The 25,375-nt window shown below is 62.1% G+C and carries 25 protein-coding genes; 19 read left to right on the top strand and 6 right to left on the bottom strand.

The features are described 5' to 3' along the window. Window positions 1-104 precede the first annotated feature (104 nt). Genes AC07R0_RS17170 through AC07R0_RS17150 form a run of 5 tightly spaced genes read left to right on the top strand, consistent with a single transcriptional unit; the run spans window position 105 to window position 6,294 of the window. Entirely contained in the window at window positions 105-1,262 is a 1,158-nt protein-coding gene (locus AC07R0_RS17170) for an EscU/YscU/HrcU family type III secretion system export apparatus switch protein (protein ID WP_495105746.1), read from the top strand. Continuing rightward, a complete protein-coding gene (gene flhA / locus AC07R0_RS17165; RefSeq protein ID WP_495098493.1) occupies window positions 1,259-3,340 on the top strand; it encodes a flagellar biosynthesis protein FlhA in 2,082 nt (693 codons plus the stop codon). Before AC07R0_RS17170 ends, flhA begins: the two co-directional genes overlap by 4 nt. Next, a complete protein-coding gene (gene flhF / locus AC07R0_RS17160; RefSeq protein ID WP_495098494.1) occupies window positions 3,337-4,785 on the top strand; it encodes a flagellar biosynthesis GTPase FlhF in 1,449 nt (482 codons plus the stop codon). Before flhA ends, flhF begins: the two co-directional genes overlap by 4 nt. Beyond that, the gene (locus AC07R0_RS17155; protein ID WP_495105745.1) at window positions 4,778-5,578 is read left to right on the top strand and encodes a P-loop NTPase family protein; all 801 of its coding nucleotides are present in this window, start codon (window positions 4,778-4,780) and stop codon (window positions 5,576-5,578) included. Before flhF ends, AC07R0_RS17155 begins: the two co-directional genes overlap by 8 nt. Then, window positions 5,578-6,294: an RNA polymerase sigma factor FliA gene (locus AC07R0_RS17150; protein ID WP_495105744.1), complete on the top strand. Its 717-nt coding sequence runs from the start codon at window positions 5,578-5,580 to the stop codon at window positions 6,292-6,294. The genes AC07R0_RS17155 and AC07R0_RS17150 overlap by 1 nt, the downstream gene beginning before the upstream one ends. A gap of 75 nt (window positions 6,295-6,369) precedes the next feature. Here AC07R0_RS17150 and AC07R0_RS17145 read toward each other — a convergent pair whose 3' ends face one another. The 3 genes from AC07R0_RS17145 to flgA all read right to left on the bottom strand — a co-directional run bounded on the left by AC07R0_RS17145 (window position 6,370) and on the right by flgA (window position 7,963). Then, on the bottom strand, window positions 6,370-6,753 hold the full coding sequence (locus AC07R0_RS17145; protein ID WP_495105743.1) for a hypothetical protein: 384 nt from the start codon (window positions 6,751-6,753) through the stop codon (window positions 6,370-6,372). A 37-nt stretch (window positions 6,754-6,790) separates the two neighbouring features. Next, entirely contained in the window at window positions 6,791-7,117 is a 327-nt protein-coding gene (gene flgM / locus AC07R0_RS17140) for a flagellar biosynthesis anti-sigma factor FlgM (RefSeq protein WP_495098498.1), read from the bottom strand. A gap of 108 nt (window positions 7,118-7,225) precedes the next feature. Next, complete coding sequence (gene flgA, locus AC07R0_RS17135; protein WP_495105742.1) at window positions 7,226-7,963, bottom strand: flagellar basal body P-ring formation chaperone FlgA; 738 nt, start codon at window positions 7,961-7,963, stop codon at window positions 7,226-7,228. 222 nt (window positions 7,964-8,185) lie between these two features. Here flgA and flgB point away from each other — a divergent pair, with 222 nt between their 5' ends. The 13 genes from flgB (at window position 8,186) to AC07R0_RS17070 (ending at window position 21,329) form a co-directional block, all read left to right on the top strand. Continuing rightward, window positions 8,186-8,599 carry a flagellar basal body rod protein FlgB gene (gene flgB, locus AC07R0_RS17130; RefSeq protein ID WP_495098500.1) on the top strand — a complete coding sequence of 138 codons (414 nt, stop codon included), beginning with the start codon at window positions 8,186-8,188 and terminating at the stop codon, window positions 8,597-8,599. Window positions 8,600-8,626: 27 nt separating this feature from the next. Next, window positions 8,627-9,031, top strand: coding sequence for a flagellar basal body rod protein FlgC (gene flgC, locus AC07R0_RS17125; RefSeq protein WP_495098501.1), 405 nt, complete (start codon window positions 8,627-8,629; stop codon window positions 9,029-9,031). 21 nt (window positions 9,032-9,052) lie between these two features. Beyond that, entirely contained in the window at window positions 9,053-9,712 is a 660-nt protein-coding gene (locus AC07R0_RS17120; protein ID WP_495098502.1) for a flagellar hook assembly protein FlgD, read from the top strand. A gap of 38 nt (window positions 9,713-9,750) precedes the next feature. Next, window positions 9,751-10,968: a flagellar hook protein FlgE gene (gene flgE / locus AC07R0_RS17115; RefSeq protein ID WP_495098503.1), complete on the top strand. Its 1,218-nt coding sequence runs from the start codon at window positions 9,751-9,753 to the stop codon at window positions 10,966-10,968. 29 nt (window positions 10,969-10,997) lie between these two features. Further along, the gene (gene flgF / locus AC07R0_RS17110; protein WP_495098504.1) at window positions 10,998-11,738 is read left to right on the top strand and encodes a flagellar basal-body rod protein FlgF; all 741 of its coding nucleotides are present in this window, start codon (window positions 10,998-11,000) and stop codon (window positions 11,736-11,738) included. Window positions 11,739-11,765: 27 nt separating this feature from the next. Beyond that, the gene (gene flgG, locus AC07R0_RS17105; protein ID WP_495098505.1) at window positions 11,766-12,548 is read left to right on the top strand and encodes a flagellar basal-body rod protein FlgG; all 783 of its coding nucleotides are present in this window, start codon (window positions 11,766-11,768) and stop codon (window positions 12,546-12,548) included. Between the two features lie 21 nt (window positions 12,549-12,569). After that, window positions 12,570-13,253, top strand: coding sequence for a flagellar basal body L-ring protein FlgH (locus AC07R0_RS17100; RefSeq protein WP_495105741.1), 684 nt, complete (start codon window positions 12,570-12,572; stop codon window positions 13,251-13,253). A gap of 114 nt (window positions 13,254-13,367) precedes the next feature. Further along, window positions 13,368-14,465, top strand: a complete 1,098-nt coding sequence (locus tag AC07R0_RS17095; protein ID WP_495098585.1) for a flagellar basal body P-ring protein FlgI — start codon at window positions 13,368-13,370, stop codon at window positions 14,463-14,465. 115 nt (window positions 14,466-14,580) lie between these two features. Further along, entirely contained in the window at window positions 14,581-15,435 is an 855-nt protein-coding gene (flgJ, locus tag AC07R0_RS17090) for a flagellar assembly peptidoglycan hydrolase FlgJ (protein ID WP_495105740.1), read from the top strand. Window positions 15,436-15,444: 9 nt separating this feature from the next. Further along, window positions 15,445-17,343 carry a flagellar hook-associated protein FlgK gene (gene flgK / locus AC07R0_RS17085; protein ID WP_495105739.1) on the top strand — a complete coding sequence of 633 codons (1,899 nt, stop codon included), beginning with the start codon at window positions 15,445-15,447 and terminating at the stop codon, window positions 17,341-17,343. Window positions 17,344-17,359: 16 nt separating this feature from the next. Next, window positions 17,360-18,643 (top strand): flagellar hook-associated protein FlgL, encoded by a 1,284-nt coding sequence (flgL, locus tag AC07R0_RS17080; protein ID WP_495105738.1) that lies wholly within the window; start codon window positions 17,360-17,362, stop codon window positions 18,641-18,643. Between the two features lie 10 nt (window positions 18,644-18,653). Next, window positions 18,654-19,874 (top strand): HDOD domain-containing protein, encoded by a 1,221-nt coding sequence (locus tag AC07R0_RS17075; RefSeq protein ID WP_495105737.1) that lies wholly within the window; start codon window positions 18,654-18,656, stop codon window positions 19,872-19,874. A gap of 252 nt (window positions 19,875-20,126) precedes the next feature. Then, entirely contained in the window at window positions 20,127-21,329 is a 1,203-nt protein-coding gene (locus AC07R0_RS17070; protein ID WP_495105736.1) for an ammonium transporter, read from the top strand. 43 nt (window positions 21,330-21,372) lie between these two features. Here the strand turns inward: AC07R0_RS17070 and AC07R0_RS17065 are convergent, their stop codons facing one another. The 3 genes from AC07R0_RS17065 to AC07R0_RS17055 all read right to left on the bottom strand — a co-directional run bounded on the left by AC07R0_RS17065 (window position 21,373) and on the right by AC07R0_RS17055 (window position 24,287). After that, window positions 21,373-21,612 (bottom strand): hypothetical protein, encoded by a 240-nt coding sequence (locus tag AC07R0_RS17065; protein ID WP_495105735.1) that lies wholly within the window; start codon window positions 21,610-21,612, stop codon window positions 21,373-21,375. Between the two features lie 266 nt (window positions 21,613-21,878). After that, the gene (locus AC07R0_RS17060) at window positions 21,879-22,868 is read right to left on the bottom strand and encodes a TraB/GumN family protein (protein ID WP_495105734.1); all 990 of its coding nucleotides are present in this window, start codon (window positions 22,866-22,868) and stop codon (window positions 21,879-21,881) included. Window positions 22,869-22,880: 12 nt separating this feature from the next. Then, on the bottom strand, window positions 22,881-24,287 hold the full coding sequence (locus AC07R0_RS17055) for an aminotransferase-like domain-containing protein (protein WP_495098517.1): 1,407 nt from the start codon (window positions 24,285-24,287) through the stop codon (window positions 22,881-22,883). A 152-nt stretch (window positions 24,288-24,439) separates the two neighbouring features. On the opposite strand from AC07R0_RS17055, the gene AC07R0_RS17050 reads away from it, so the two are divergent. Beyond that, window positions 24,440-25,369, top strand: coding sequence for a DMT family transporter (locus AC07R0_RS17050; protein WP_495105733.1), 930 nt, complete (start codon window positions 24,440-24,442; stop codon window positions 25,367-25,369). Window positions 25,370-25,375 lie beyond the last annotated feature (6 nt).

Here is a 25,375-nt window from a genome sequence, read left to right as displayed (position 1 = left end):
CCAGCCAAACTGCCCAAGGGCAATTGAGCCACCTAAAGCCCGCTTATCAGGCTTTAGGTGGGAAACCGGATGCCGACAATGGGGTTTCGTAAAACCCCATTGCCATGGACTCATCCAGTCAAGACAAAAACCTACCGGCGACAGAGCGCAAGCTGCAGCAAGCGCGTAAGGACGGACAGGCGTCGCGCTCCAAGGATTTGTCGCACCTGGCCGTTCTGGGCACAGGTTCCGCCGCTGTTCTGGTGCTGGCCCCATCATTGCTGGAGCATTTGCAGCTCGCAATAGCCCAGCAACTGTCATTCAATGCCAGCACCCTGGCCAACAATGGCAGCATGGTGGACCGCTTGCAGGACATGGTCATGATAGGTATGGCCGCCAGCGCCGCATTTGCCGCCATCGTCATGGCTGCGGCCATAGGCAGCGCCATCGCCTCGGGTGGATGGATCGTCAGCCTGAAACCCCTGATGCCCGACTTCAATCGGCTCAATCCGATCTCCGGCCTGGGACGCCTATTCTCCAAAGAACAGGTCACCGACATTCTGAAGCTGCTGGTCATTACCGCCATTTTGATTGCGGTGAGCTGGACTTACCTGAAAGACAGCCTGGAATCCGTGGGACAGCTGATGCTGCAACCCAGCAGGCTGTCCATACAACAGCTGGCCAGCTGGATTAGCTCAGGTATGAGCATGCTGCTGCTGGTCGTTTTCGCTGTAGCCGTAATCGACGTGCCGCTACAGACCTTCCTGATGAAGTCCCGGCTGAAGATGTCGCACCAGGAAGTCAAACAAGAACACAAAGAGTCCGACGGTAACCCGCAGATGAAGGGCAAAATGCGCGCCCGTGCCCGGGAGATCGCCCAGCGCAGCAGCGTCAGTGCAGTCCCCAAGGCTGATTTCGTCGTGATGAACCCAACCCACTTTGCGGTTGCCCTGAAATACGACGAAAAGACCATGGCTGCACCGCAGGTCATCGCCAAGGGCGCGGACCTGGTGGCCATGAAGATACGGGACGTAGCCAATGCCCACGACATTCCCGTGCTGCAGTCACCCATGCTGGCACGAGCCCTGTACGCACACGCAGAAATAGACGGCGAAATTCCATCCACCCTATACACCGCAGTGGCCCAGGTACTGGCCTACGTGTACCGGGTGAAGGCCGCCATGCGTGGCGAAGGACAAATGCCGGACAGTTTCACCCAGCCCCATGTTCCCCCTGAGCTGGACCCGCTGAGCAAAACCATTCTGGCTGAGGCGACCACGTGAACCCGCAACTCCAGTCACTGCAGAAATGGTTCAACACCAATAAATCCCTGGTGCAAGGGGTTTCTGCACCCATCATGGTGGTAACCATACTTGCCATGATGGTGCTGCCCATGCCCGCATGGCTGTTGGACACCTTCTTTACCATCAATATTGCCGTGGCACTGATGGTGATGATGGTTGCAGCCTACATGACGCGGCCATTGGACTTTGCGGCATTCCCCTCGGTGCTGCTGCTCACCACCTTGATGCGGCTGTCGCTCAACGTGGCATCCACCCGGGTGGTACTGCTCGAAGGCCACACCGGCGCAGGCGCAGCCGGCGCGGTGATCGAGGCCTTTGGGCACTTTCTGATCGGTGGCAACTTTGCGGTGGGCTTGATCGTGTTCGCCATCCTGGTGGTGATCAACTTTGTCGTTGTGACCAAGGGCTCCGAGCGTATTGCGGAAGTGTCAGCTCGCTTTACCCTGGACGCCATGCCCGGCAAGCAAATGGCCGTTGACGCCGACCTGAACGCAGGCTTGATCAACGAAAAAGAAGCCAAGCGCCGCCGCGCCGAAGTGGGCGAAGAAGCCGACTTCTTCGGCTCCATGGACGGTGCCTCCAAGTTTGTGCGCGGCGATGCCATCGCCGGCATTTTGATCTTGCTGATCAACATCGTAGGCGGCTTCACCATCGGCGTGCTGCAGCACGGACTGACCGCCTCCAAGGCAGCCGATACCTACATCTTGCTGGCCGTTGGCGATGCGCTGGTGGCGCAAATCCCTGGCCTGCTGATTTCCATTGCCGCAGCCATGGTGGTGTCGCGGGTGGGCAAGGACGATGACATCGGCAAGCAGATCATTCAACAACTATTCGACTCGCCACGCGTACTGGGTATTACTGCGGGCATTCTGGCGTTCATGGGCATCATTCCCAATATGCCGCACACCGTCTTCCTGTCGATGGCGGCCGTGCTGGGCTATATGGCCTGGGCCATTGCCCATCGCCCCGTCCCGCAAGACTCGACCTTGATCGTCGGCCCGCCCCCCACGGACGGCGAAGCCACCTGGGACGACCTGCAGCCGGTAGACCTGCTGGGTCTGGAGCTGGGCTATCGGCTCATCACTCTGGTAGATAAAACCCGCCCCGGCGACCTGCTGACCCGCATCAAGGGGGTCAGACGCAAATTCGCCCAAGAAGTGGGCTTCTTGCCACCGCCCGTACACGTCCGCGACAACCTGGAGCTCAAACCCAGCGCCTACCGCATCACTCTGCGTGGCGTGGTGGTGGGAGAAGGGGAAGCCTTCCCCGGCATGCACCTGGCGATCAACCCAGGCGGCATCACTACGCCGCTGATAGGCACAGCCACCACCGATCCGGCCTTTGGACTGCCCGCCCACTGGATCGACGAACGGCAAAAGGAAGCCGCACAAATGGCAGGTTTTACCGTGGTTGATTCGGAAACCGTGATGGCCACACATTTGTCACACTTGATGCAAGTGCAGGCGGCCCGGTTGCTAAGCCGCACAGAGACGCAGCAGCTGGTCGAACATGTCAGCAAACTGGCTCCCAAATTGATCGAAGAGGTGGTTCCCAAAATGGTGTCTATCGCCACGTTCCAGAAAGTCTTACAGCTACTGCTGGAAGAGTCTGTGCACATCCGCGATATACGCACCATTGTCGAATGCCTGGCCGAGCATGCCGGCAATACACAAGACCCGGCGGACTTGGCTCGCCGCGTGCGCATTGCGTTGTCGCCAGCGATCGTGCAACAGATCTACGGCCCTACCCGCGAGCTCAATGTCATCGCCATCGAACCAGGCCTGGAGCGCATGCTGGTGCAAGCCCTGGGCAACGCAGCTGGCCCGGCGCTGGACCCCGGTGTTGCCGACTTGCTGACCCGTAACGTGGCAGACGTCGCCATGCAACAAGAAGAGCTGGGTGTTCCCGCCTGCCTGCTGGTCCCGGACCAGATTCGCAATGCCATCTCCCGATTGGTCCGCCGCGTCGCCCCCCGCCTGCAGGTGCTGGCACACAGCGAAATTCCCGAAACACACACCATCCGCATTGGCCCGATTCTTAAAGGTGCACTGACATGAACATCCAACGCTTTCACGCCGCAACATCCCGCGAAGCATTGGCGAAGGCCCGTGCAGTCTTTGGGGACGGCACACTGATACTGTCGAACCGCCCCACACCCAACGGCGTGGAAGTAGTGGCAACCGCCGAAGACGCCTTGTCTGGATTGGACAAAGTGGCTGAGTCTTTAGGTCGGCCCGCCCAAATCCTGCCAGCTGCGGCCAACTCTGCCGCAACACAGGCCATGGCGCAAATCCCGGTACAGGAAGACACAGAGCAGCTGGCAATGAGTACACTGTCGTTTCAAGACTATGTGCGCGAGCGCATGCTGCGCCGCCGGCATGAAACCGTCAGCGGCCCCAATGACGAGGGCCTGCCTCCAAAATCAATCCACCGCACGCAAATGGAGCCGCCCAAGCCAGCGGCAGCACCAGCACCGCGGGCCAACCACGCAGTCCCCCTGTCGACGCCTGCGTTCAGCAAGCCGAAGGCAACTCAGGCATCCGCCGTCATCAACTCCAAAGGTATCGTGGACGAACTGCAGTCCATGAAAGACCTGATTGAAGAGCGCTTCAACACCATGGCCTGGTTGGGCAAGGCCAACAGCGATCCAATCCAGTCGAACCTGATGCTGAAGCTCATCCGGGCTGGCTACTCACCCACCCTGGCGCGAGCCGTCATTGAGCGCCTGCCCGAAGAAGCCACGGCCGCAGAAGCCGTTCGCTGGCTGATGGACGTACTGGAGCGCAATTTGCACACCGACGCAAGCGGCCAATCCATGGTGCAAGAAGGCGGCGTGTATGCACTGGTGGGCGCCACCGGTGTGGGCAAAACCACCACCGCAGCCAAGCTGGCCGCGCAATGCGTACGTATGTACGGCACCAACAGCGTTGGACTGATTACCCTCGACACCTACCGCATCGCCGCCCACGAGCAATTACGGGCATACGGACGCATGTTGGGAGTAGTCGCCCACCTGGCCCATGACCGCGCCGCACTGCAGGATCTGCTGGGCTTGCTGAGCAACAAAAAAATGGTGCTTATCGACACCACGGGATTGGCGCCCAGAGACCCGCGCAAGCGCGACATGCTGGACGTGCTGGACCTGCCCGGAGTCAACCGCTTGCTGGTGGTAAATGCCGGCGGCCATGGCGATACGCTGGACGAGGTACTCACCTCCTTCAAGACGCGCGGCATACAGCAAGCCATTCTGTCCAAGGTAGACGAAGCCGCCAAACTAGGCCCCGCACTGGACGCCATCATCCGCCACCAATTGGTGTTGCGCGGAGTGTGCAACGGCCAGCGCGTGCCGGAAGACTGGGAAGCAGCCGACGCCAAAAAGCTGGTGCGGGCATCCATGCGCTCGTCAAGCAAATCGGCATTCGATCCCAAGGCACTGGACTTGAACTTCTTCTTCTCGCCCGGCCAGTCCGAACCCGACCGCAAGGAACGGGTACATGCTTGAATCCTGCGCTGATCAGGGCGAAAGCTTGCGGCGATGGACGCCCAAGGCCGCTTGGAGCGTGATCGCCATGGTCAGCCAGGGAGATGCGTCCACCGAACTGCCGCTACTGTGGCAAGTTTGTGGCGCCTTGCAAGAGTTGCAATACCGCGTAACCGTGCTGGACGCCACCACCCAGGAATCGGAAGACAACCCTGGTTTACAGAACCTGTTGGATAGCGCACACTGGCTGGAGGACGCACCGGCTCCCAGTTTGCCGCTGCACATCGTGCCAGCCCGGCTAGGGTTGAGTCGCCTGGCACAGCTTGCCAGCCAGGAACACCCCATGCCTTTGCAGCCATTGGGCCACTTGTTTAGAAACTGCGACGTCGTCGTACTGTATGGGGCGGCCCCCTTACTGACTGCGCTGCTGATAAATAGCGAGGTGCGCCCCCTGCTGGCAGTCACTTCGCTGCGAGAATCCGTGCTGGAAGCCTATAAAAATATCAAGAATCTGTTGCTGCAAGCGCGGCTGTTACCCATTATTGTGCCGGTCATCACCTCTCCTATACAACGCGCCGAAAACCTGGCAAGAACCACGGGCCGGGTACTGCAAAAATGCGCCCAGATATATCTGGGCTGCAATACCGAATTCATGACGGTGCGCTCCTTCCAGCAACATAAACCCGTATGGGACGATGTGCACAGCCTCGTACTGCGTCTCATGGCCAATGCCGCCCCGGTCGTGCAAGGTTTGTCCACGGCAGCGCACAGCAAACCATGGGCTTCAGACATCTCCGTCATGGGGGCACGCTGATGTACACCGCCAAAGGCCACATGGACCGCGAACACATGATTCGCCAGTACGTGCCCCTGGTTCGGCGACTGGCGCACCACATGATTGCCAAGCTGCCGCCGAATATCGAGCTCGACGACCTTATACAGGTCGGCATGATCGGCCTGTCTGAAGCCCTGACCCGCTACGAAGTCGCCCAGGGCGTGCAGTTTGAGACCTTCGCCACGCAACGCATACGCGGAGCCATGATTGATGAACTGCGCGACAGCGACTGGATGTCGCGTGGATCGCGTAAAAGCCAGAAGGACATAGAACGGGCCGTTCAAAAGCTGGAGCAAAAGCTGGGCCGCGGCCCCATGGAATCCGAAATTGCGGCCGAACTCGAACTCTCGCTGCCCGAATACCAAAGCCTGCTGGGCAAGGTACGCGGTACCCAACTCGTCTATTTGGAGGACATGACCGGCGGGGGTGATGACGAAGCCAGCTTCCTGGACCGCCATGTAGCCGATGAAACAGCCGACCCGCTGCACTTGTTGCGCGATCACCGACTGCGCGAATCGCTGGTAGAAGCCATCAAGACCCTACCCGAACGCGAGCAATACATCATGAGCATGTATTACGAAAGCGATCTGAATTTGAAGGAAATCGCCGCAGTGCTGGAGATCACGGAGTCTCGCGTCTGCCAACTGCATAGCCAGTCAATTGCCCGCCTACGGGCAAAAATGCGCAGCCACTAACGCTGATTTGACTATCTAGGCCCATTAAAAAAGCCGCTCCTGATGGGGCGGCTTTTTTAATGGGCGCAAGAGCACTCAGGTTGCCATGGCGGCATATATACGGGCCGCACCACCTCGGTAAGTTGATGCCTTTGCGCCGTTGCCATAGGTCTGCGCTTGTGCTGCCTGGGGTAACACCGCAGCCAAAGCTCGGTCCACCACCACGGCCCGGCGCAATAAATTAGTGCGCTGCTGGGACAACGTGAGCGAAACCCGCGCCAACCGCTGACGCAGCACCTGATCCAGACGGGCTGAAGCTGCAGGGCCTTGCAACAAACCTGACAGCCCCACCACCGCCTGCCTCAATGCAGAACTGGTGGACTCCAAAACCAGAGGCTCGCCAGACAGCAAGGCAGCCGAAACATCTTCCAGCAATTGTTCAACCTGGGACAAACTGTTTTCCAGACGGGATGCAAACATGGTTATTGCCCCAGATGAAAAGACAGCGAATAAGCGCTTACTTGGAGGTGACGCTCAGCATTTCCTGGGCATTGGAGAGCAATTTGTCTGCAATCGCCTCCGGATCGACCTTGAAAGTCCCGTTCTTGATGGCAGCCCGCAATTCGGCCACCTTCTTGCTGTCGAAGTCGGAACTCACGCCGCGGTCGGCTGTTTCCAGGGTGCGAGCCAAGGTGGAAACGGACACGGATGCGCCTGTCGAGGGCGCCGTCTGGGCGCTCTGCTGCGCAATGCTGGCGGGCGCAGCGCTTTTGTCCTGCTCGGCCTTTTTGAGGCTGGCAGAACCAACCGCTCCCGGTAGCTCTTGTCCTGTTCCAATTTTCATCACACTCTCCAACCGCCTCAAACGTGAAGCATCGTAGCAATGGTTTCGGCAGAATCCGCATTATCTTTAGCCCTAAAAACAGTAGTCGGCGTAAAAAAGCTGATCTTGTTACATTTCAATCCGGACGGTACGGGCGTCCAGCACCATTCCAGACATCACCCGCCCACTATCCATCCGCACGCGGGCCACCTGACCCACCACACCGGCTGTCATGGCCTGGCCATCCGAAGTCACCTGAAAGCCCGCGCCTTGGGCCAAAACCCGGATTTGTGTACCTGCCTGGAACACCTGGGCCGGCTTCAGCATGGATTGGCGTATTACCTGCCCTGCACCCCAAGAGCGCGTTGCGATCTGACCCACCCACTGCTCAGGCAGGGCCGCAACCGGCGAAACATCGTCCGCCCAATCCACCTCTGCAGCCATGGCGTCGGCCATCGTCAGCACGGCACCCGCATTGACATTCGATTTTGCGATCCAGGCCGGGCCAAAAGCCTTCACTGCCACCGGCAAAAAAACATTCCAACGGGTCACCCCGTCCAGACAGCGCAAGCCTATGCGGCTTTTACCCCATAGACGGGTACCGGCTGGGAGGTAAGGTTCCACCTTGGCGCACGGAGCCAAACGCAAGCGCGTATCCAGCGCCCCCACGACCACTTCCATGCGCAACGACGTACCGCTCCCGGACACATCGCTTGGCACCTGGGCCACGGCAGACTCGGCCCAGCGCTGCCCCACGCTCAGGACCTCCGACTCCACCTGGGCGTAGGCCCCTGCAGACCACAACAAGGCCGCCACAGCGGCGCCAACGCCACGGCGCACGCCCACCAGAGAAGAAAGAAACTGCATAACACCTCCATGCCCCGACTGGCTTCACGCGGAACACCACGCCGATTCGGTCCGCAACTTGCGGAACTATAGGCAAACACACTCAAAGACAAAGCCGGGAACTGGCCAGAAATCACCCGCTTCTTCCAGGGCTCAAAAGACTCAAGTTTTCTCATAATTTGCCCAACGCGAGAGCCGGGATGGCACCGGATGTCTCGCTTTAGCGAAAACGCGAGGTGTCGCATGTTGGACAAAATGGTGGGTGGGCTTGATTTCCAGAGCAAGGCATTGGTGCTGCGCGCTGAGCGCCAGCGCGCCATCGCCAGCAATATCGCCAACGTAGATACCCCTGGCTATGTAGCGCGCGACTTCAAGTTCAAAGACGCCATGGAGGCAGCCACATCCAGCTCCAGCCTGGTTACTGGCAACAAGACCAACGCCAGGCATATGGACATGCCGGAATTGAGCGACAGCACCATTGGAGGCGGCCAGAAACTGGGCTATAGCGTGCAAAGCCAACCCAATCTGGACAACAACACGGTGGACTTGGACCGCGAACGGGCCAACTTTGTGGACAACTCGGTCCGCTATGAAGCCACGCTGCGCTTTATCAACGGGCAGGCCAAAACCATGCTCAGCGCCATCACGGGGCAATAAGCCCAGGCCGATTCCAAGGAGTGACGCATGTCCATGTTTTCCATATTCAATGTCTCTGGCAGCGCCATCAGCGCCCAGTCGCAGCGCCTTAACGTGGTGGCCAGCAATCTGGCCAACGTTGATGCGGTGGCCGGGCCAGACCAACAGCCCTACAAGGCGCGCCAGGTGGTGTTCCAAACCACGCTGATGGGCGCCGAAAGCGCCGCGGGCGTCAAGGTAAAAGAGATCACGGAAAGCCAGCAACCCGGCCGCAAGGTGTTGGACCCGACCAGCCCCATGGCCGATGCCGACGGCTATGTCACCCACTCCAACGTGAACGCCGTGGACGAAATGGTGAACATGATTTCCGCTTCGCGCTCGTACCAGAACAACGTTGAAGTCATGAACACGGCCAAAACCCTGCTGCTCAAAACGCTGCAGATGGGTCAATAATTTTTTACAGGGAATCCAGCCATGGCCGTCGATTACTCCGCCATCAACGCCGTCAGCAGCTCCATCGCAGGCACATCCACGTCCAGCAGCAACAGCACGACGGCAGCAGCCTCCGAAGACCGGTTCCTGAAACTGCTGGTCGCCCAGCTGAACAACCAGGACCCCATGAACCCCATGGACAACGCGCAGATGACCAGTCAACTGGCGCAGATCAACACCGTGTCGGGCATACAGACGCTGAACGACACCATGAAAAGCATGGCCACGCAAATCGCGGCACTGCAATCCCTGCAGGGCAGTTCCACCATTGGCCATGACGTGCTCACCGAAGGCTCCACACTGGACATCGTGGATGGGGTTGGCAAAGGCTCGTTCGATCTGAGCTCCAACGCCGATGCGGTAAAGGTGGAAGTCAGCACCGCCGGTGGAACCGTGCTGGGTACTGTCAACCTGGGCGCCCAGGAAAAGGGCCGCCAAGCCTTCACCTGGGATGCCTCGTCCTACACCGGCACCGGCGATCTGAGCTTCAAAGTCACGGCCACCAATGGCGGAACTGCCGTTACCACGACCTCCCTGCAACGCAACAAGGTGGTGGCCGTCAGCAATGACAACAACGTTCTGAATCTGCAATTGCAGAACGGATCGTCGGTGGCCTACGCCGACGTCAAAGCCATTCTGTAAATCCAGCCCCTCTCTCACCGTACTTTCAGGAGCACTCCATGAGCTTTCAACAAGGCCTTTCCGGCTTGAACGCCTCCAGCCAAAACCTGGACGTGATTGGCCACAACATTGCCAACGCCAACACCACCGGCATGAAAGCCTCGCGCGCCGAGTTTGCCGAGCTGTATGCCTCGTCCCTGGGCAGTACCGGAGGTGTGAGCAAGGGCCTTGGGGTGGAAGTACAAACCATCTCACAGCAATTTACCCAAGGCAACATCAGCGTCACCGGCAATTCGCTGGACGTGGCCATTAACGGCAATGGCTTCTTCCAGCTGCAACTGACCGACGGCAGTACGGCTTATGGTCGGGACGGCGCATTCAAGCTGAATAAATCCGGTGAAATCATCACCAATGATGGCGCCCACCTCTTGGGACTCACCGCCGCCGCCGATGGCACCATTCCAACCGGCGGCGCCGTCGGTCCCTTGACGCTGCCCACCGGAGGCGAGATCCCAGCAGTCGCCACCTCGGCGGTCACCCTGGGCTTCAACCTCGACGCGTCGGCCGCCGTAGCTACCGGAGGACCACCACCCACAGCACTGGTTCCAGTGCTGGAAACCTACGGCACCTCCATTACCACCTACAACGCACAGGGCACAGAAATCCCAGTGAGCGTGTATTTCACCAAGACGGCAGCCAACACCTGGGAGGTCTACGCCAGCGTGGACGGTGGCACCGTCACCGACCAAGGCACGCTAACCTATGACGTGAACGGCAACCCAATCTCACCCAGTTTGACCAGCCTCACGCTGCCCACCGCCACCGGTGGCACCGTGACTGCCACACTGGACGCCAGCGCATCCACCCAATACGGCTCCAAATTCGCGGTGAATACCGCCACCCAGGATGGCCAGGCCCCCGGCACGCTGACCGCGATCACCATCGACGCCAGCGGTATCGTCCAGGGCACCTACTCCAACGGTAAGTCGCTGGCGGCGGGGCAAATCCAGCTGGCCACCTTCACCAATGTGCAGGGCCTGGCGCCGATTGGCAGCAATTTCTGGCGCGCCACTCCGTCTAGCGGCGACCCATCGGCCAAAGGTGTACCCGGCAGCGGCAACCTGGGCTCCCTGCGCGCCGGCGCACTGGAAGACTCCAACGTAGACCTGACCAAAGAGCTGGTCAACATGATGACCGCCCAGCGCGCCTACCAGGCCAATGCACAAACCATCAAGACCCAGGACCAGGTGATGTCCACCTTGGTGAACCTGCGTTAATAAGCTGGCCTGCCTGAGGACGCCCCGCCATGGACCACATCATTTACACCGCGATGACAGGTGCCAACACCGCGTCGAACCGACAAGCGGTGCTGGCCAACAACCTGGCCAACGTGTCCACCAACGGCTTTCGGGCAGAGCTGGCAACATTCCGCTCGGTACCCTTGAACGGCCCCGGCTCCAGCACCCGCGTCTTCGCTCTGGAAACCACCACTGGCCACTCGGAACTACCTGGCCCGGTACAGCGCACCGGCCGCAACCTGGATGCCATGGCCCAAGGCAATGCCTGGTTTGCCGTGCAAGGCCTGGACGGTACCGAGGCCTACACCCGCTCCGGCGTGTTTGAGATTTCCCCTACCAGCACCCTGGTCACACCGACCGGTCTGCCCGTGCTGTCCGACGGTGGCTCCCCCATCGACGTACCCAATGGCGCAGAAATCACCCTGGGCAGCGATGGCACCATCAGCGCCAAGGTGGCTGGGCAAGCGCCCACCAACCTGGGTCGCCTGAAGATGGTGACCCCTACCACCGACGACCCACTCAAACGGGGCGACGACGGCCTGTTTCGTGCCACCTCCGGCGACCCCTTGCCCCAGGACGGCACGGCCAAACTACTGGCCGGCGCCATAGAAGGCTCCAACGTCAATGCCGTGGAAACCATGGTCGGCATGATCCAAGTGGCACGCCAGTTCGAGACCCAGATGCGCTTGCTGCAAACCGCCGAAACCAATGACAAGAGCGCCAGCCAGCTGCTGAACGTACAGGGCTGAAATGCCCGCTAAAGAGAAAGAACTGCCATGATCAACTCCCTGTGGATCGCCAAGACCGGCATGGAAGCCCAGCAAACCCAGCTGGACGTCATCTCGCACAACCTGGCCAACTCCTCCACCACGGGCTACAAACGTGCCAACGCGGTTTTTGAAGATCTGATCTACCAGAACCTGCGCCAGGTCGGAGCCAACAGCACGGAACAAAACCAGCTGCCCACCGGTCTGCATCTGGGCCTGGGTGTGCGCACGGTGTCCACCACCCGTTCGTTCGCGCAGGGTAGTCTGCAGCAAACCGGCAACACCCTGGACGTAGCGATCAACGGCAACGGCTTCTTCCAGGTCAACCAGTCGGATGGCACCATAGGCTATACCCGCGATGGCTCCTTTCAGGTCGATTCACAAGGCCGCCTGGTCACGGCCGAAGGCCTGACTGTGGCCAGCGGCGTGACCATTCCGGTCAACACCCAAAGCGTCACCATCAGCACCGACGGCTCGGTGACCGTCATGCTGGCCGGCAATGCCACGCCGCAGCCTGCAGGTAATATCACGATGGCCAACTTCATCAACCCGGCCGGCCTGGAGCCCAAGGGCGGGAATCTGTATATCGAAACTGCTGCCTCGGGCCAACCCACCACCGGCACCCCCGGCGTCAGCGGGATGGGCGTGATCAAGCAAGGCTTCGTAGAAAGCTCGAACGTGAACATGGTGCAGGAGCTGGTCACCATGATCCAGACCCAGCGCGCCTACGAGATGAACTCCAAGGCCGTGCAAACCTCCGATCAGATGTTGCAAAAGCTGGCGCAGCTCTAAAACTGCGCGAGGAGTTTCACCATGCGTATCCCCTTGACTGCCGCTATCGCACTGGGCCTGCTTTGCACCGGCTGCGCAACCATACACAACTCGCCCAAGGTCGATTTCGCCGAAGCAACCACACCGCGCGCCATTCCCACCATGTCGCCGGAATCCACGGGCCCGGCCACAGGCAGCCTGTTTTCCACCAACCGCTACCGGCCCGGTTTCGAGGACCGCCGCCCCCGCATGGTTGGCGATACGCTGACGATCCAGATCGTGGAAAACGTCACGGCCAGCCAAACCTCCACCTCCACGATTGACCGCAAGGACACCCTGGCCTCCAGCGTAACGGCACTGCCGTTTACCGGTACCGGCATGCTGGGCAAACTGGGCGTAGGCGCAGATTCGTCCAATGCGTTCTCCGGCAAGGGCGGCACCAGCAGCGCCAACACCTTTACCGGCTCCATTACCGCTACCGTGGTCCAGGTTCTACCCAACGGCCACCTGGTCGTGGCCGGCGAGAAGCAGATCGGCGTCAACGAAAACGTGGACGTTCTGCGCTTCACAGGCACGGTGGACCCGCGTTCCGTCCAGCCAGGCAGCATCGTCAGCTCGTCGGCCGTCGCGAATACACGCATTGAATCCAAGGGCCGTGGCGCACAAGGCGAAGCCCAGGCATTAGGCTGGTTGTCCCGGTTCTTTTTGAACGTTCTGCCTTTCTGATGCGCCGGAAAATAGTGCTAAAGGTTTAGCCAAATCGGCCGAACCACTCTGTAGAACAGGTTGTTCGCCATGCATTTCTTCCGCCGCCAGCCAGCACTCCGTGTTTCGACATGGATGGCAGCGCTATGCATGGCCGTCGGCATGCTGGCAGCCCTGCCGGCCCAGGCTTTGCGCATCAAGGAACTGGCCGAAGTCCAAGGCGTACGCAGCAACCAGTTGACCGGCTACGGCCTGGTTGTGGGTCTGGACGGCACCGGCGACCAGACCACCCAGATGCCCTACACCACCCAGAGCCTGGGCAGCTATCTGCAGCAAATGGGCATCACCTTGCCCGCCAGCCTGACCTCGTCGCTGCAGCTGAAGAACGTGGCGGCGGTCATTGTCACAGCTCAATTGCCCGCATTCGCCCAACCAGGCCAGAAAATTGACATCAACGTCGCCTCCATGGGCAATGCCAAGTCGCTCAAGGGTGGACTGCTGATTGCCACCCCCCTGCGCGGTGCCGACGGTGAAATCTACGCCATGGCCCAAGGCAATATGGTGGTGGCCGGCGCTGGTGCAGCCGCTGGCGGCAGCAAGGTCCAGATCAACCACCTCAGCGCAGGTCGCATCCCCGAAGGCGCCCAGGTGGAACGCAGCGTTCCCACACCTTTGCAAGACGGTGACTTCATCACCCTGGGCCTCAACTCATCCGACTTCCAGACCGCCCGCCGGGTCGCAGAAGCCATCAACAGCAAGCTGGGCCGCGGCCTGGCGAATGCATTGGATGGCCGCACCATCCGTGTGCGCGCCCCGAACGACCCGAACTCCCGCGTGAACTTCCTGGCCGACCTGGAAGAGCTACCGCTGGAGGCCTCGGCACCAGCCGCCAAGGTGGTCATAAATTCGCGTACCGGCTCCATCGTGCTGAACCAGTCGGTCACGCTAGGCCCTTGCGCCATCGCCCACGGCAACCTGTCCATCAGCATCAGCACCACACCGTCGGTCAGCCAGCCCAATCCGCTGTCCCAAGGCCAAACCGTGGTGACCGAAAAAAGCAATATCCAGATCAAGCAGGAACCTGGCATCCTGATACAGGTACCGCCCTCCCCCCAGTTGGCGGACGTGGTGCGCGCCCTGAACGCCCTGGGCGCTACGCCGCAGGACCTGCTGGCCATTTTGCAAGCCATCAAGGCCGCGGGCGCATTGAATGCGGAACTGGAGGTCATATGACCCATATGACCCATATGACCCATATGACCCATATGACCCATATGACCCATATGACCTACATGACCTACATGACCTCCTTCAGGCTCCGCCGCGTTTAAGACGATGAAAGGTTGATATGTCCATCCAGCAGACATCATCCGTCGCAACCAACTCGCTCGCCGCAGACGCGAAGTCGCTGAACGCGCTGAAACTGCAGGCGGGAAAGGACAGCCCGGCGGCCATCAAGGAAACCGCCAAGCAGCTGGAATCCCTGTTCATGCGCGAGCTGATCAAAAGCATGCGCGAAGCGACCACCAAGTCCGGCATGATGGACAGCGCTGGAGAAAGCCTTGGCACCGATCTGCTGGACCAGCAGTTCTCGGTCATGATGTCCGGCCAACCCGGTGGTATCTCGGCGGCCATCGAACGCCAGCTGTCACGCCAGACCGTGCCCAGCGACAGCTCGGAGCTCAAGATGGGCCCCGCACCCAGCCCCGCTCCCGCCAAGCCAGCCACCATCAGCCAAACAGAGTTTGTGGAAAAACACAACACTGCCGCCTCCGTGGTGGAGCAGGCCACCGGCATCCCCGCCAGCTATATGCTGGGCCAGGCCGGCCATGAAACCGGCTGGGGCAAACATGAAATCAAGAACGCCGACGGCAGCACCTCGTTCAACCTGTTCGGCATCAAGGCTGGTGCCGGCTGGACCGGCAAGACCGCCACCGTCACGACCACCGAGGTCGTGAACGGCGAAGTGCGCAAGGTCAAGGCCAAGTTCCGCGCCTACGACTCGTACCAAGATTCGTTCCGCGATTACGCCAAGCTCATCAACGACAACCCGCGCTACGCCCAGGCTCGCCAGCAAACCGGCTCTGCCCAGGCCTATGCCACCGAGCTCAAGCGCGCCGGCTATGCCACCGACCCCGACTACGCTGCCAAGCTGAACCGGGCCATCAGCACCACGCAGCAGCTGCGTCGGGCCTACGCATAAGAGAGCACCATGGCTGACCTTCTCAATCTCGGGGCGCGTGCGCTGGTTGTCAATGCATCCGCGTTGCAAACCATTGGCAACAATATCGCCAACGCCAATACGGTTGGCTATTCACGCCAGTCCGTGGTACTCCAGACGGTCGAAGGCCAGTTTACGGGTGGTGGCTATATCGGCCAGGGCGTTGACCTGGCTACGATCCAACGTAACCACGACGAATACCTGACGCGCCAAGCGGCCCTGTCCAAGTCGGTCACGGCATCTGACGTGTCCCGCGCCAACAAGCTGCTGCTCATGGAAAACGTCTTTACCGGCGGAACCAATGGCCTGGGCGCTGCGGTCAACGACATGCTGAACGCCTACTCTGACGTAGCCAGCGCGCCGACTGACCTGACCGCGCGCACCGTGGTGCTGAGTCGTACCAACGAAGCCGCCGCCCGCTTCAATGACGCTGCATCACAGCTGGACAATATCCAGAGCGGCCTCACCACCGAGCTACAGGACAAGATCACACAGATCAACACCCTGACCACCAATATCGCCGCAGTCAACGGCCAGATCCAGCGCGCCAAAGGCACAGGCCAATCGCCCAATGACTTGCTGGACAAGCGCGACAACCTGATCAACCAGCTCAACCAGTACGTACAAACCAGCCAGATCGAGGCCGACGACGGCACCGTCACGGTGCTGGCCTCCGGCAGCCAGCCGCTGGTGCTGGGCACGACCGCGGCCACCCTGAAGGTGCAGGCCGATCCACAGGACGCCTCACGCAGCCAGGTCGCCATCGTGCGCGGCAATTCCTCCGTGGTGATGGACGAGAACATGATGGGTGGCGGCGAAATAGCCGGCCTGCTGAAATTCCAGAACACCGACCTGGCCGAGGGGAAAAACCTGCTGGGGCGCCTGGCGGTCAGCATCACCACGGTCGTCAACGCGCAACACCAACTGGGGCTAGACCTGGACGGCAACGCGGGTGGAAATCTGTTCAGTCCCGTCTCCATGTCCAACGGCGCTGCCGCAACAGCCAACACAGGCAGCGGCACAATTGCCCTGGCGGTAGACCCTGCCAACGTAGCCAAGCTGCAGGCATCCGACTACGTGGTGACCTACTCCTCCAGCAGCACATTTACAGTCACACGCACGTCCGACAACACCGTCATCACCCCCGATGCCACCACCGGCAGCTATGACGGCCTGATGCTGACCATGGGCGGCACCGCCAACGCCGGCGACAGCTTCTTGCTGCAACCCTATAACACCGCAGCCAGCAAGATCACGGCCGCCTTCTCCTCGCCGCGCCAACTGGCCGTCTCCAGCCCGGTGCAGGCCAGCATGGGCACCACCAATACCGGCAGCCTGTCGGTGGCCAGTCTTGCGGCCAAGTCTGTGCCCATCCCCGCAGCCGTCACGCTGACCTTCACGGGGACCAACACCTATACGCGCTCGGACGTGGCCGGCACCTTCACCTACAGTCCGGGTACGGCGATTCCGGCCGACACCACCAACGCGGCAACCGGCTGGTCGCTGACCATGGCAGGCGTCGCCCAGGCTGGCGACACCGTGACCCTGGGGCCGGCCAACACCAGCTTCGCCCAGCTCAATGCCGGCAATGCCGACGCCATGCTGGACCTGCGTGACCTACAGTTGTTCGACGGCGCCAAGCTGGCCGATGGCTATGCCGCGCTGATGTCGCAGGTCGGCGTCAAAGTGCAAAGCGTGCAGTACACCGCCGACGTGTCCAAATCGATCTCCGACAACCTGGAGACATCGCGTACCGGCGTTTCCGGCGTGAACCTGGACGAAGAAGCCGCCCGCCTGCTGCAATACCAGCAGGCCTACCAGGCATCGGCCAAGATGATCCAGATCTCGCAGAGCGTTTTCGACAGCATGCTGCAAAGCATTGGCCATTGATCCCGAGGAGAGTTAGATGAGCAACAGCTTCACCCGTCTGGGCTCCGCCAACGGCTACGACCAAGCCCTGCGCAACCTGAGCAACCGCTATGCCCAGCTCTCGTCGCTGCAAGAAAATGTGACCTCCGGCAAGAAGATCCTGCGCGCCAGCGACGACCCCACCGGAGCCGGCCAGGCCGAGCGTGCCACCACCCGCATTGAACGCATCAAGACGGAAGCCCGCGCCCTGAACAACCAGGTCAGCTCCATCAGCCAGGCGGAGTCCACCCTGGGCAAAGCAAACGACCTGCTCACCTCGTTCCGCGACCTGGTGGTACAGGCCGGCAACGGCGCCAACAGCCCGACCGAGCGCGAAACTATCGCCAATCAACTCAGCAGCATCCGCGATGAGCTGCTAACCCTGGCCAACACCAAGGACAGCAACGGCATGCCGCTGTTCAACGGCCTGGGCAGCACGGCCACGCCGTTCCAGACCAGCGCCGACGGCGTGGCCCCGGACCCCGACTACAACTTCAACGGACTGCCGGGCCAGACCTCAGCCACCACGGTCGCCATCCCCTACGCACTGGATGGCCGCGCCACCTGGATGGATGTGCCGCAAGGCAATGGTGTGTTCAACATCAGCTTGGGCAGCACCAATACCGGCACCGCGTTTTCCGATGTAGGTACGGTGGTGGATGCCACCACCGCCGCCGCCCAGGGCACCGACTACACCATCAATTTCACCGCGCCCGTGGCCCCGGCCATCGGAGCCACCACCTACACGATCACCAACAACACCACTGCCACGACCTCGGCGGCCCAGACCTACACGGCCGGCCAGACCATCACCATGGGGGGCATCTCCACCGTGATACGCGGCACCCCCGCCAATGGCGACTCTTTCGAGGTGAATGCCAATGTGCTGACCGACCGTCCCAGCATCTTCAGCGTGCTGGACCGAGCCATCACCTCCATGTTTGCCAAGAACTCGGCGGGCGTCACCACCACCACCGGCGCCACCAGCACCGATGCCAACTTCAACCAGGAACAGGCCATCTCCCTGGCGCAGATCGACAACAGCCTGGCCAAGATCAGTGCCAGCCGCGGCCACGCAGGCGACCTGCTGAACCGGGCCGACCGCATCACCGACGCGCAAACCCTCAAGTCCACGCAGGCCGAGACCGACCGATCCAACGCGGAAGACATCGACATGTACGCCGCCGTGGCCGACCAGAAGAACCAGCAAACCGCCTACCAAGCCGCCCTGCAGTCCTACGCCTCGATACAGAAGCTGTCCCTGTTCAACTTCATCAGCTGAGCCCCATGCCATGAACGCCACCGTGCTGGGCAGCGTCAGCCTAGGCTACCGGCCACTGTGGGACCGGCGCCGCTCGCTGTCGGCAGTGCAGTTGCTCATAGAAGCTCGGCCCGACACCGCCGTGGATGCGGGCCACCTGCTCGCCGCCCTGCAGGAACAGGGCGACGCCAGCACCCCGCCCTGGCTGCTCTCACCCAACTCACCCGAGCTGCTGCGCGACCTACTGGACCAGACCAGCTCCAGCCGGCACTGGATAGAAGTGCGCGGTGACTGGCTGCAGGCCCCCGCCATCAGCGACCGCGTGCAGCGTGCGCAGCGGCGCGGCCTGCGCATGGTGTGGCGGGGCGAGGCCGATCTGCTGCCCGGTGGTGCGTTGGAGCGCTGCTTTTTCACCCACCTGCTCTACCTGTCGCCCCAGGCCGCGCTCAGTGCTTTGCAAACCGCCGCACGCAAGCGGGCCGGCGCCCAGAGTGCGCTGCACAGCCCGGTGCAGGCTGGCCAAATCTACGAGGGTATTGCCAGCCGCCTGCTGATGGAGCATTGCCTGGACCAGCAAAACGCCGCCGCGCTGCTGGGCTGGCCGGACGAAGACATCCTCTACGCCCTGCAGCACAGGGCCACCGGCCCGGACCGCCAGGCCGTGCTGCAAATGATCCGCGCCGTGGACGAAGACCGCAGCACCGAGCACATCGAAACCCTGCTGTGCGCCGAGCCCATACTCACCTTCCGCTTCCTGGCCTACGCCAACTCGGCCTCCGTGGGCCTGCGCAACACCATCGAGTCGGTGCGCCACGGCCTGATGATGCTGGGCCTGCAGGCGCTGCGCCGTTGGCTGTATGAAATCCTGCCCGGCGCCTCCAGCGACCCGAATCTGCGGCCGGTCAAAGCATCCATCGTGCTGCGCGCCAAGCTGATGGAGCACCTGATGCACGCCGGCGCCGAGCAGGAGCTCAGCCGCGAGATCTACCTCTGCGGCCTGTTCTCGCAAATCGACGTGCTGATGGGCGAGCCTCTGGGCACGGCTCTGCACCGGGTGCCGCTGTCCAGCCGCATCTACGCGGCCACACTGCACGGAAGCGGCCCCTACGCGCCCCTGCTGCAGATTGCCTGCGCGCTGGAAAACGGCCACGGCACTGCCACCCGCGCACTCTGCCACCAGTTGGGCATGCCGCTGGAAGACGTGAACCGCGCCCTGCTGCGCACCCTGGCCGCGCTGAAACTCGCCGTCTGAGCCGACCCGTGCACCGAGGTGGCGCCTACCGCGTCTGCCATGCACCTCACTCAAAATATATAGGAAAATAGACCCCAACGCAGGAAATACCTGCGCCAATAGCTATGCAAAACATAGCAACTCAAACCAATTGATTCCGGCAACACAGCGTACGCGCACATATACGGTGCGATTCTTGCTTTGTTTTGGAGCATGCCTATGTAATCCTACTTTGGCGCACCAAAACAAAACAATTTATCTCTCGGGGAAGCTATGGAAGCACTAAAACAGGGCGCTGACGCCTTGTTCATTCTGCTCGGCGGCATCATGGTCCTGGCCATGCATGCCGGTTTCGCATTTTTAGAACTCGGTACGGTTCGCAAGAAGAACCAGGTCAATGCGCTGGTCAAGATCATGGTGGACTTCTCGGTCTCCACCGTGGCGTATTTCGTGGTCGGCTACGCCGTGGCCTATGGCACCTCGTTTTTCGTCGGCGCCGAAGAGCTGGCCCTGCACAATGGCTACGCGCTGGTGAAGTTCTTCTTCCTGCTCACTTTCGCGGCCGCTATTCCGGCCATCATCTCGGGTGGCATTGCCGAACGCGCGCGCTTCTGGCCGCAGCTGATCGCCACCTCGGTCATCGTCGGCTTTGTCTATCCCTTTTATGAAGGCATTGCCTGGAACCAGCATTTCGGTGTGCAAGCCTGGCTGAAAGCCACGACTGGCGCCGAGTTCCACGACTTTGCCGGCTCCGTCCTGGTGCATGCCCTGGGCGGCTGGCTGGCGCTGCCGGCCGTGCTGCTGCTGGGTGCACGCAGCAACCGCTACCGCAAGGACGGCAGCCTCAGCGCCCACCCGCCATCGAACATCCCCTTCCTGGCGCTGGGCGCCTGGGTGCTGTGCGTGGGCTGGTTCGGCTTCAATGTGATGAGCGCCCAGACGCTGGACAAGATCTCCGGCCTAGTCGCCGTGAACTCGCTGATGGCCATGGTGGGCGGCACGCTGGTGGCCCTGGTGCTGGGCCGCAACGACCCCGGCTTTGTGCACAACGGCCCGCTGGCCGGCCTGGTTGCCGTGTGCGCCGGCTCCGACCTGATGCACCCGCTAGGCGCGCTGGTGGTGGGCGGCGTGGCCGGCGCCATCTTTGTGCAGATGTTCACCCTGACACAGAACAAATGGAAGATCGACGACGTGCTGGGCGTGTGGCCGCTGCACGGCCTGTGCGGCACCTGGGGTGGCATCGCGGCAGGCATCTTTGGCAGCAAGGCCCTGGGCGGCATCGGCGGCGTCAGCCTGCCGGCACAGCTGATCGGCACGGCCATGGGCGCGGGCTGGGCCCTGCTGGCCGGCACCGTGGTCTACGGCGCACTCAAGGCCAGCATGGGCCTGCGCCTATCGGCCGAAGAAGAATTTGACGGCGCCGACCTGTCCATCCACAAGATCGGCGCCACGCCCGACCGCGAAGCCAGCTGGTAGCAGCTTGCCCCCCCCGGGGCCTGCTGCAGGCCCCTGCAACGCCCTAGTGCAAAAAGCTGGGCGGCGCGTCGTGGGATGATTTGAACTTGCCCTGCCAGCCGGCCCGCGAATGGGACCTGGCCGGGGAGTTCTTGGCACGCCGCTCCACTACGGGGCGCGACTGCTCTTCCTGCAGCCGCCTGTCCAGCTCGGCCTTGAGCTGCACCACGACCGCATCGCCTTCCCCATAACGGCTGCGCAGGTCATCCAAAAGACTATCCAAGCCGAATGCGTGTGTAGGCATAAGTCCACTCCCGTGAAAAGTAGCGGGCTTGAGTGTAGGTTGGATACCCCAGCCCATGGGTAACAAACTGCAGCCCATGCTGCCGGTACCACGCCCAACTCTGCAAAACTTGATGCGCATCAAACTACGCACATGGGTGCCCTTCGCTACGCTTGAGGCCTACGAAAAGACATAGAAAAAGTGCCTCCGGCGCAAGAAATATATGCGCGAAAAGCTACATAACTAATAGCAAATCCAACCGGCATACGCGCCACGTCTGCCGCAGCTTAATTTTTACCCGCAGAGCCAAATGCCACGCGCTGCACCCGGTAGCCATGTCGGGCCATCCAGGCCGGAATGCCGGTAGAGCCCACCATGTGCAGGCTGCCGACCGCAGCGAAGACAGAAGTACCCTGCCCATGCAGGCGGTCTATGGCCTGCGCCATGCCGAGGTTGCGGTCGTCCAGCAGGGCTTTCATTGTGCGGCGCTCGCGGTCGTTCGCTGGAGCGCATTCGCACCAGGCCTTGTAGGCCTGCAAAGTGGCGTGGTCGCCCTCGTCCCACATGTGGACCATACGCAAGGTGATACGGCGCACCTTGCCAGAAGCCATATCGTCCAATTGCTCCTGGACGCCCTCGTTTCGCTCTTCTGCATTGGCGGCCAGCAGCAAGCGCACCTGGTCTTGCGGTGTTTCCAGCCCCACCACCGGCATGGCGCGCGCGTGGGCGATGGCGGCCAGCTGGACGTCTGCGCCCCAATCTCCCGAATATCCGTCGGCGCGCAGCATGCCAATGTCCAACATGGTCACCTGCATTTCAGGCGCAAACATATCGCTCAAAGCCGGGGGCAGGCAGGCTTGGGCCACCGCTTGGCGCAAACGCGCCTCCAAGGCGGGCGCCAGCATCTGGTCGGGCTGGCGCGCCAAGCCTGCCATCAGGGCCTGGATGGTGGCGGGCACAGCGTCCATTTCCAGCGCCAGCTGCTGGCTCGCGTCCAGCGCGGCCTGGGTCTGTGGACCTGGCCGGGCCCACTCGGGTTTGCCTATATGCATGGTGCCGTACAAGTAGGAGGTGCGGCCGCCCTTGCTGATACGCCACAGAAAACCGCGGTCGCGCACCGGGCTGTCTGGCATGGCCACCAGGGGTGGGTAGCGGCTGGCACAGTCGGCGGGCGGTTCGCCTGCGCTGGACGGCTGGGCCCAGGCCAGCAGCGGAGCCATCAGGCAGGCCGCCAAAGCGGCACAAAGGATACGGGGCAGCGGAAGGCTTAAAGACATCGCGCCAGCATATCAAGCGCCATTGCGCACCCGCTCGAACACCCGCCAGAACGCCGCGTCCTGCGTGCTGGCGAAGTTGATGCGCATCAGGCTGCTGGGTGGGCGCGCCAGATGGAACAGCCCACCCGGCGCCAGCATGTAGCCCACGTCCAGCATGCGCTGCGACAGAGCGTCTGTATCCACGCCGGTATCCACCCAGCCGAACAGGCCCGCGGGTTCAGACGCAAATGTGCAGCCCGCCGCCAGCGCCAGGCGCACGCTGCGGGTACGGGCCTGGTCCAGCCGGGCACGTACGCGCTCGGCATGGCGGCGCAGCTGGCCCTGGTCTATGCACCAGGCCAGCGCCTTCTCCAGCAGGGCCGGCGTGGTTAAAGTGGCCAGCAGCTTGGTGTCCAGCAGGCGCTCGACCAGCGCCTCGGGCGCAGCCAGGTAGCCCACGCGCCAGCCCGGCGCCAGAATTTTGGAGAAACCACTGGCGTACAGCGTGCGCTGCAGGCCGTCCAACACGCACAGGCGGGTGGCGTGCTCGGGCGCCAGATGGCTGTAGGTGTCGTCCTCGACGATGTAGAAGTTGTGTGCATTGGCCAGCGTCAGCACCCGGTGCGCTGCGCCCGGCGTCAGGCAGTAGCCGGTAGGGTTGTGCAGCACGCTGACGCTGACGAACAGCTTCGGGCTGTGTGCCTCGCAGTAGCGCGCCATCACCGCCAGGTCCGGCCCCTCGGCGCTGCGCGGCACCGGCAGTATGCGCATGCCCATGGCCGCCAGCCGGGCAAATTCCACCGCCCAGCCCGGCTCCTCCACCATCACATAGTCGCCGGCGCGCAGCAAAGCGCGGCTGACGATGTCCAGCGCGTGGGTCGCACCCACGGTGGTGATGATCTGCTCGGGCGCGGCCGGTATGTGCAGGCCGGCCAGCTTTTGCGACAGGGTCTTGCGCAGGCCCAGGTCGCCCGCCGGCTCGCCGTAGCGCAGGGTGAAGTCGGCCGTGCCGGCCGCCACGCGGCGCACCGCGGCGGGCATGAAGTTGTTGACCAGCCAGTCGGGCGGCAGCACACCCATGCCGGGCTGGGGCTTGTCGCTGTCGCCATGGAACATGCCGCGCATCAGAGCGGCTGCATCAATGGGCCGGCGTGCCACCCGGCTTGCTCCTGAATCCGTAGCATCTGGCGCAGATAAATCCTGCGCCTGCGCCGTTTCTCGCACATAAAACCCGCGGTTCTTGCGGGCCTCCACCAGGCCCAGGGCCAGCAGCCGGTCGTAGGCCGCCACCACGGTGGAGGCGCTGACCTGGTGCTGCTGCGCACACTGCCGCACCGAGGGCAGGCGTGCCCCGCCGGCCAACAGGCGGCTGCGTATGCGCTCGGCGAAATGGCTGGCGAGCTGCTCGGTCAAAGACTGGGATGCGGCTTTCATGAGCATGGAGAGCCCCTTTCCAAAGACGGTGGCAGACAGCAAACCCAAGTCTGTGCTGCTTTTTCTATCAATACAGTTCAAAAACTGACGCCACAAAGTGTACTGCTAGTGTGCTGGTATTGCCACTACATTGAATGTCCACTCCGGGCCTAACCACCATGTCCACCCTGCACAGCACCGTACTGCACACCGCACCTACCCCGCTTAGTGCCGCCGAGCGCCGCGGCCTGTGGCTGGGCCTGCTGGGGGTGGTGATTTTTGCGCTGACCCTGCCGATGACACGCTTGGCCGTGGGCACGTCGGCCGACCCGCAGATGTCCGGCGTATTCATCGCCATGGCCCGCGCCGCAGCCGCCGGGCTGCTGTCCATCGCCTTCCTGCTCGCCACCCGGGCCCCGCTGCCGCAGCGCGCCGACTGGTGGCCGCTGGCCCTGACCGCCTCGGGCGCGGTGTTCGGCTTCCCCTTGCTGACCTCCATCGCCATGCGGCATGTGGAAGCGGTACACGCCAGCGTGATCGTCGGCGTGCTGCCGCTGACCACCGCCGCCGCCGGTGCGCTGCTGCACCGCCAGCGTCCGTCCAAAGGCTTCTGGCTGTGTGCTGCCCTGGGCAGCGCGCTGGTGGTGGGCTTTGCGATGCTGCGCTCTGGAAGCGGCTTGTCCATACAGTCCGCCGATGTGCTGCTGTTGCTGGCCATGCTGTTTGGCGCGGTGGGTTATGGATTTGGCGGCCTGCTGTCGCGGCGCATGCGGGCCGACCATGTGATCTGCTGGGCCCTGGTGATCTCGCTGCCGCTGACCGTGCCCGGCGCGGCGATCACCTGGCCTGCAACCGCGCTGCAGCCCACCAGCTGGTTGGCCTTTGGCTACCTGGCGGTGTTCTCGCAGTGGCTGGGCTTCTTCGCCTGGTACCGGGGCCTGGCGCTGGGCGGCACGGTGCGCGTCAGCCAGGTGCAGCTGGTGCAACCCTTTTTGAGCATGCTGTTCGCCGTGCCGCTGCTGGGCGAACGCCTGGACGCCGTCACGGTGGGTTTCGGCCTCGCAGTGATCGCCGTAGTGTTTATCGGCAAACGGATGCCCGTTCACTGATGGTTC

The organism is Rhodoferax sp. GW821-FHT07F03 (assembly GCF_059418745.1).
The sequence above is the reverse complement of the archived record's forward strand: the minus strand, read 5'-3'. Positions and strand labels throughout refer to the sequence as shown.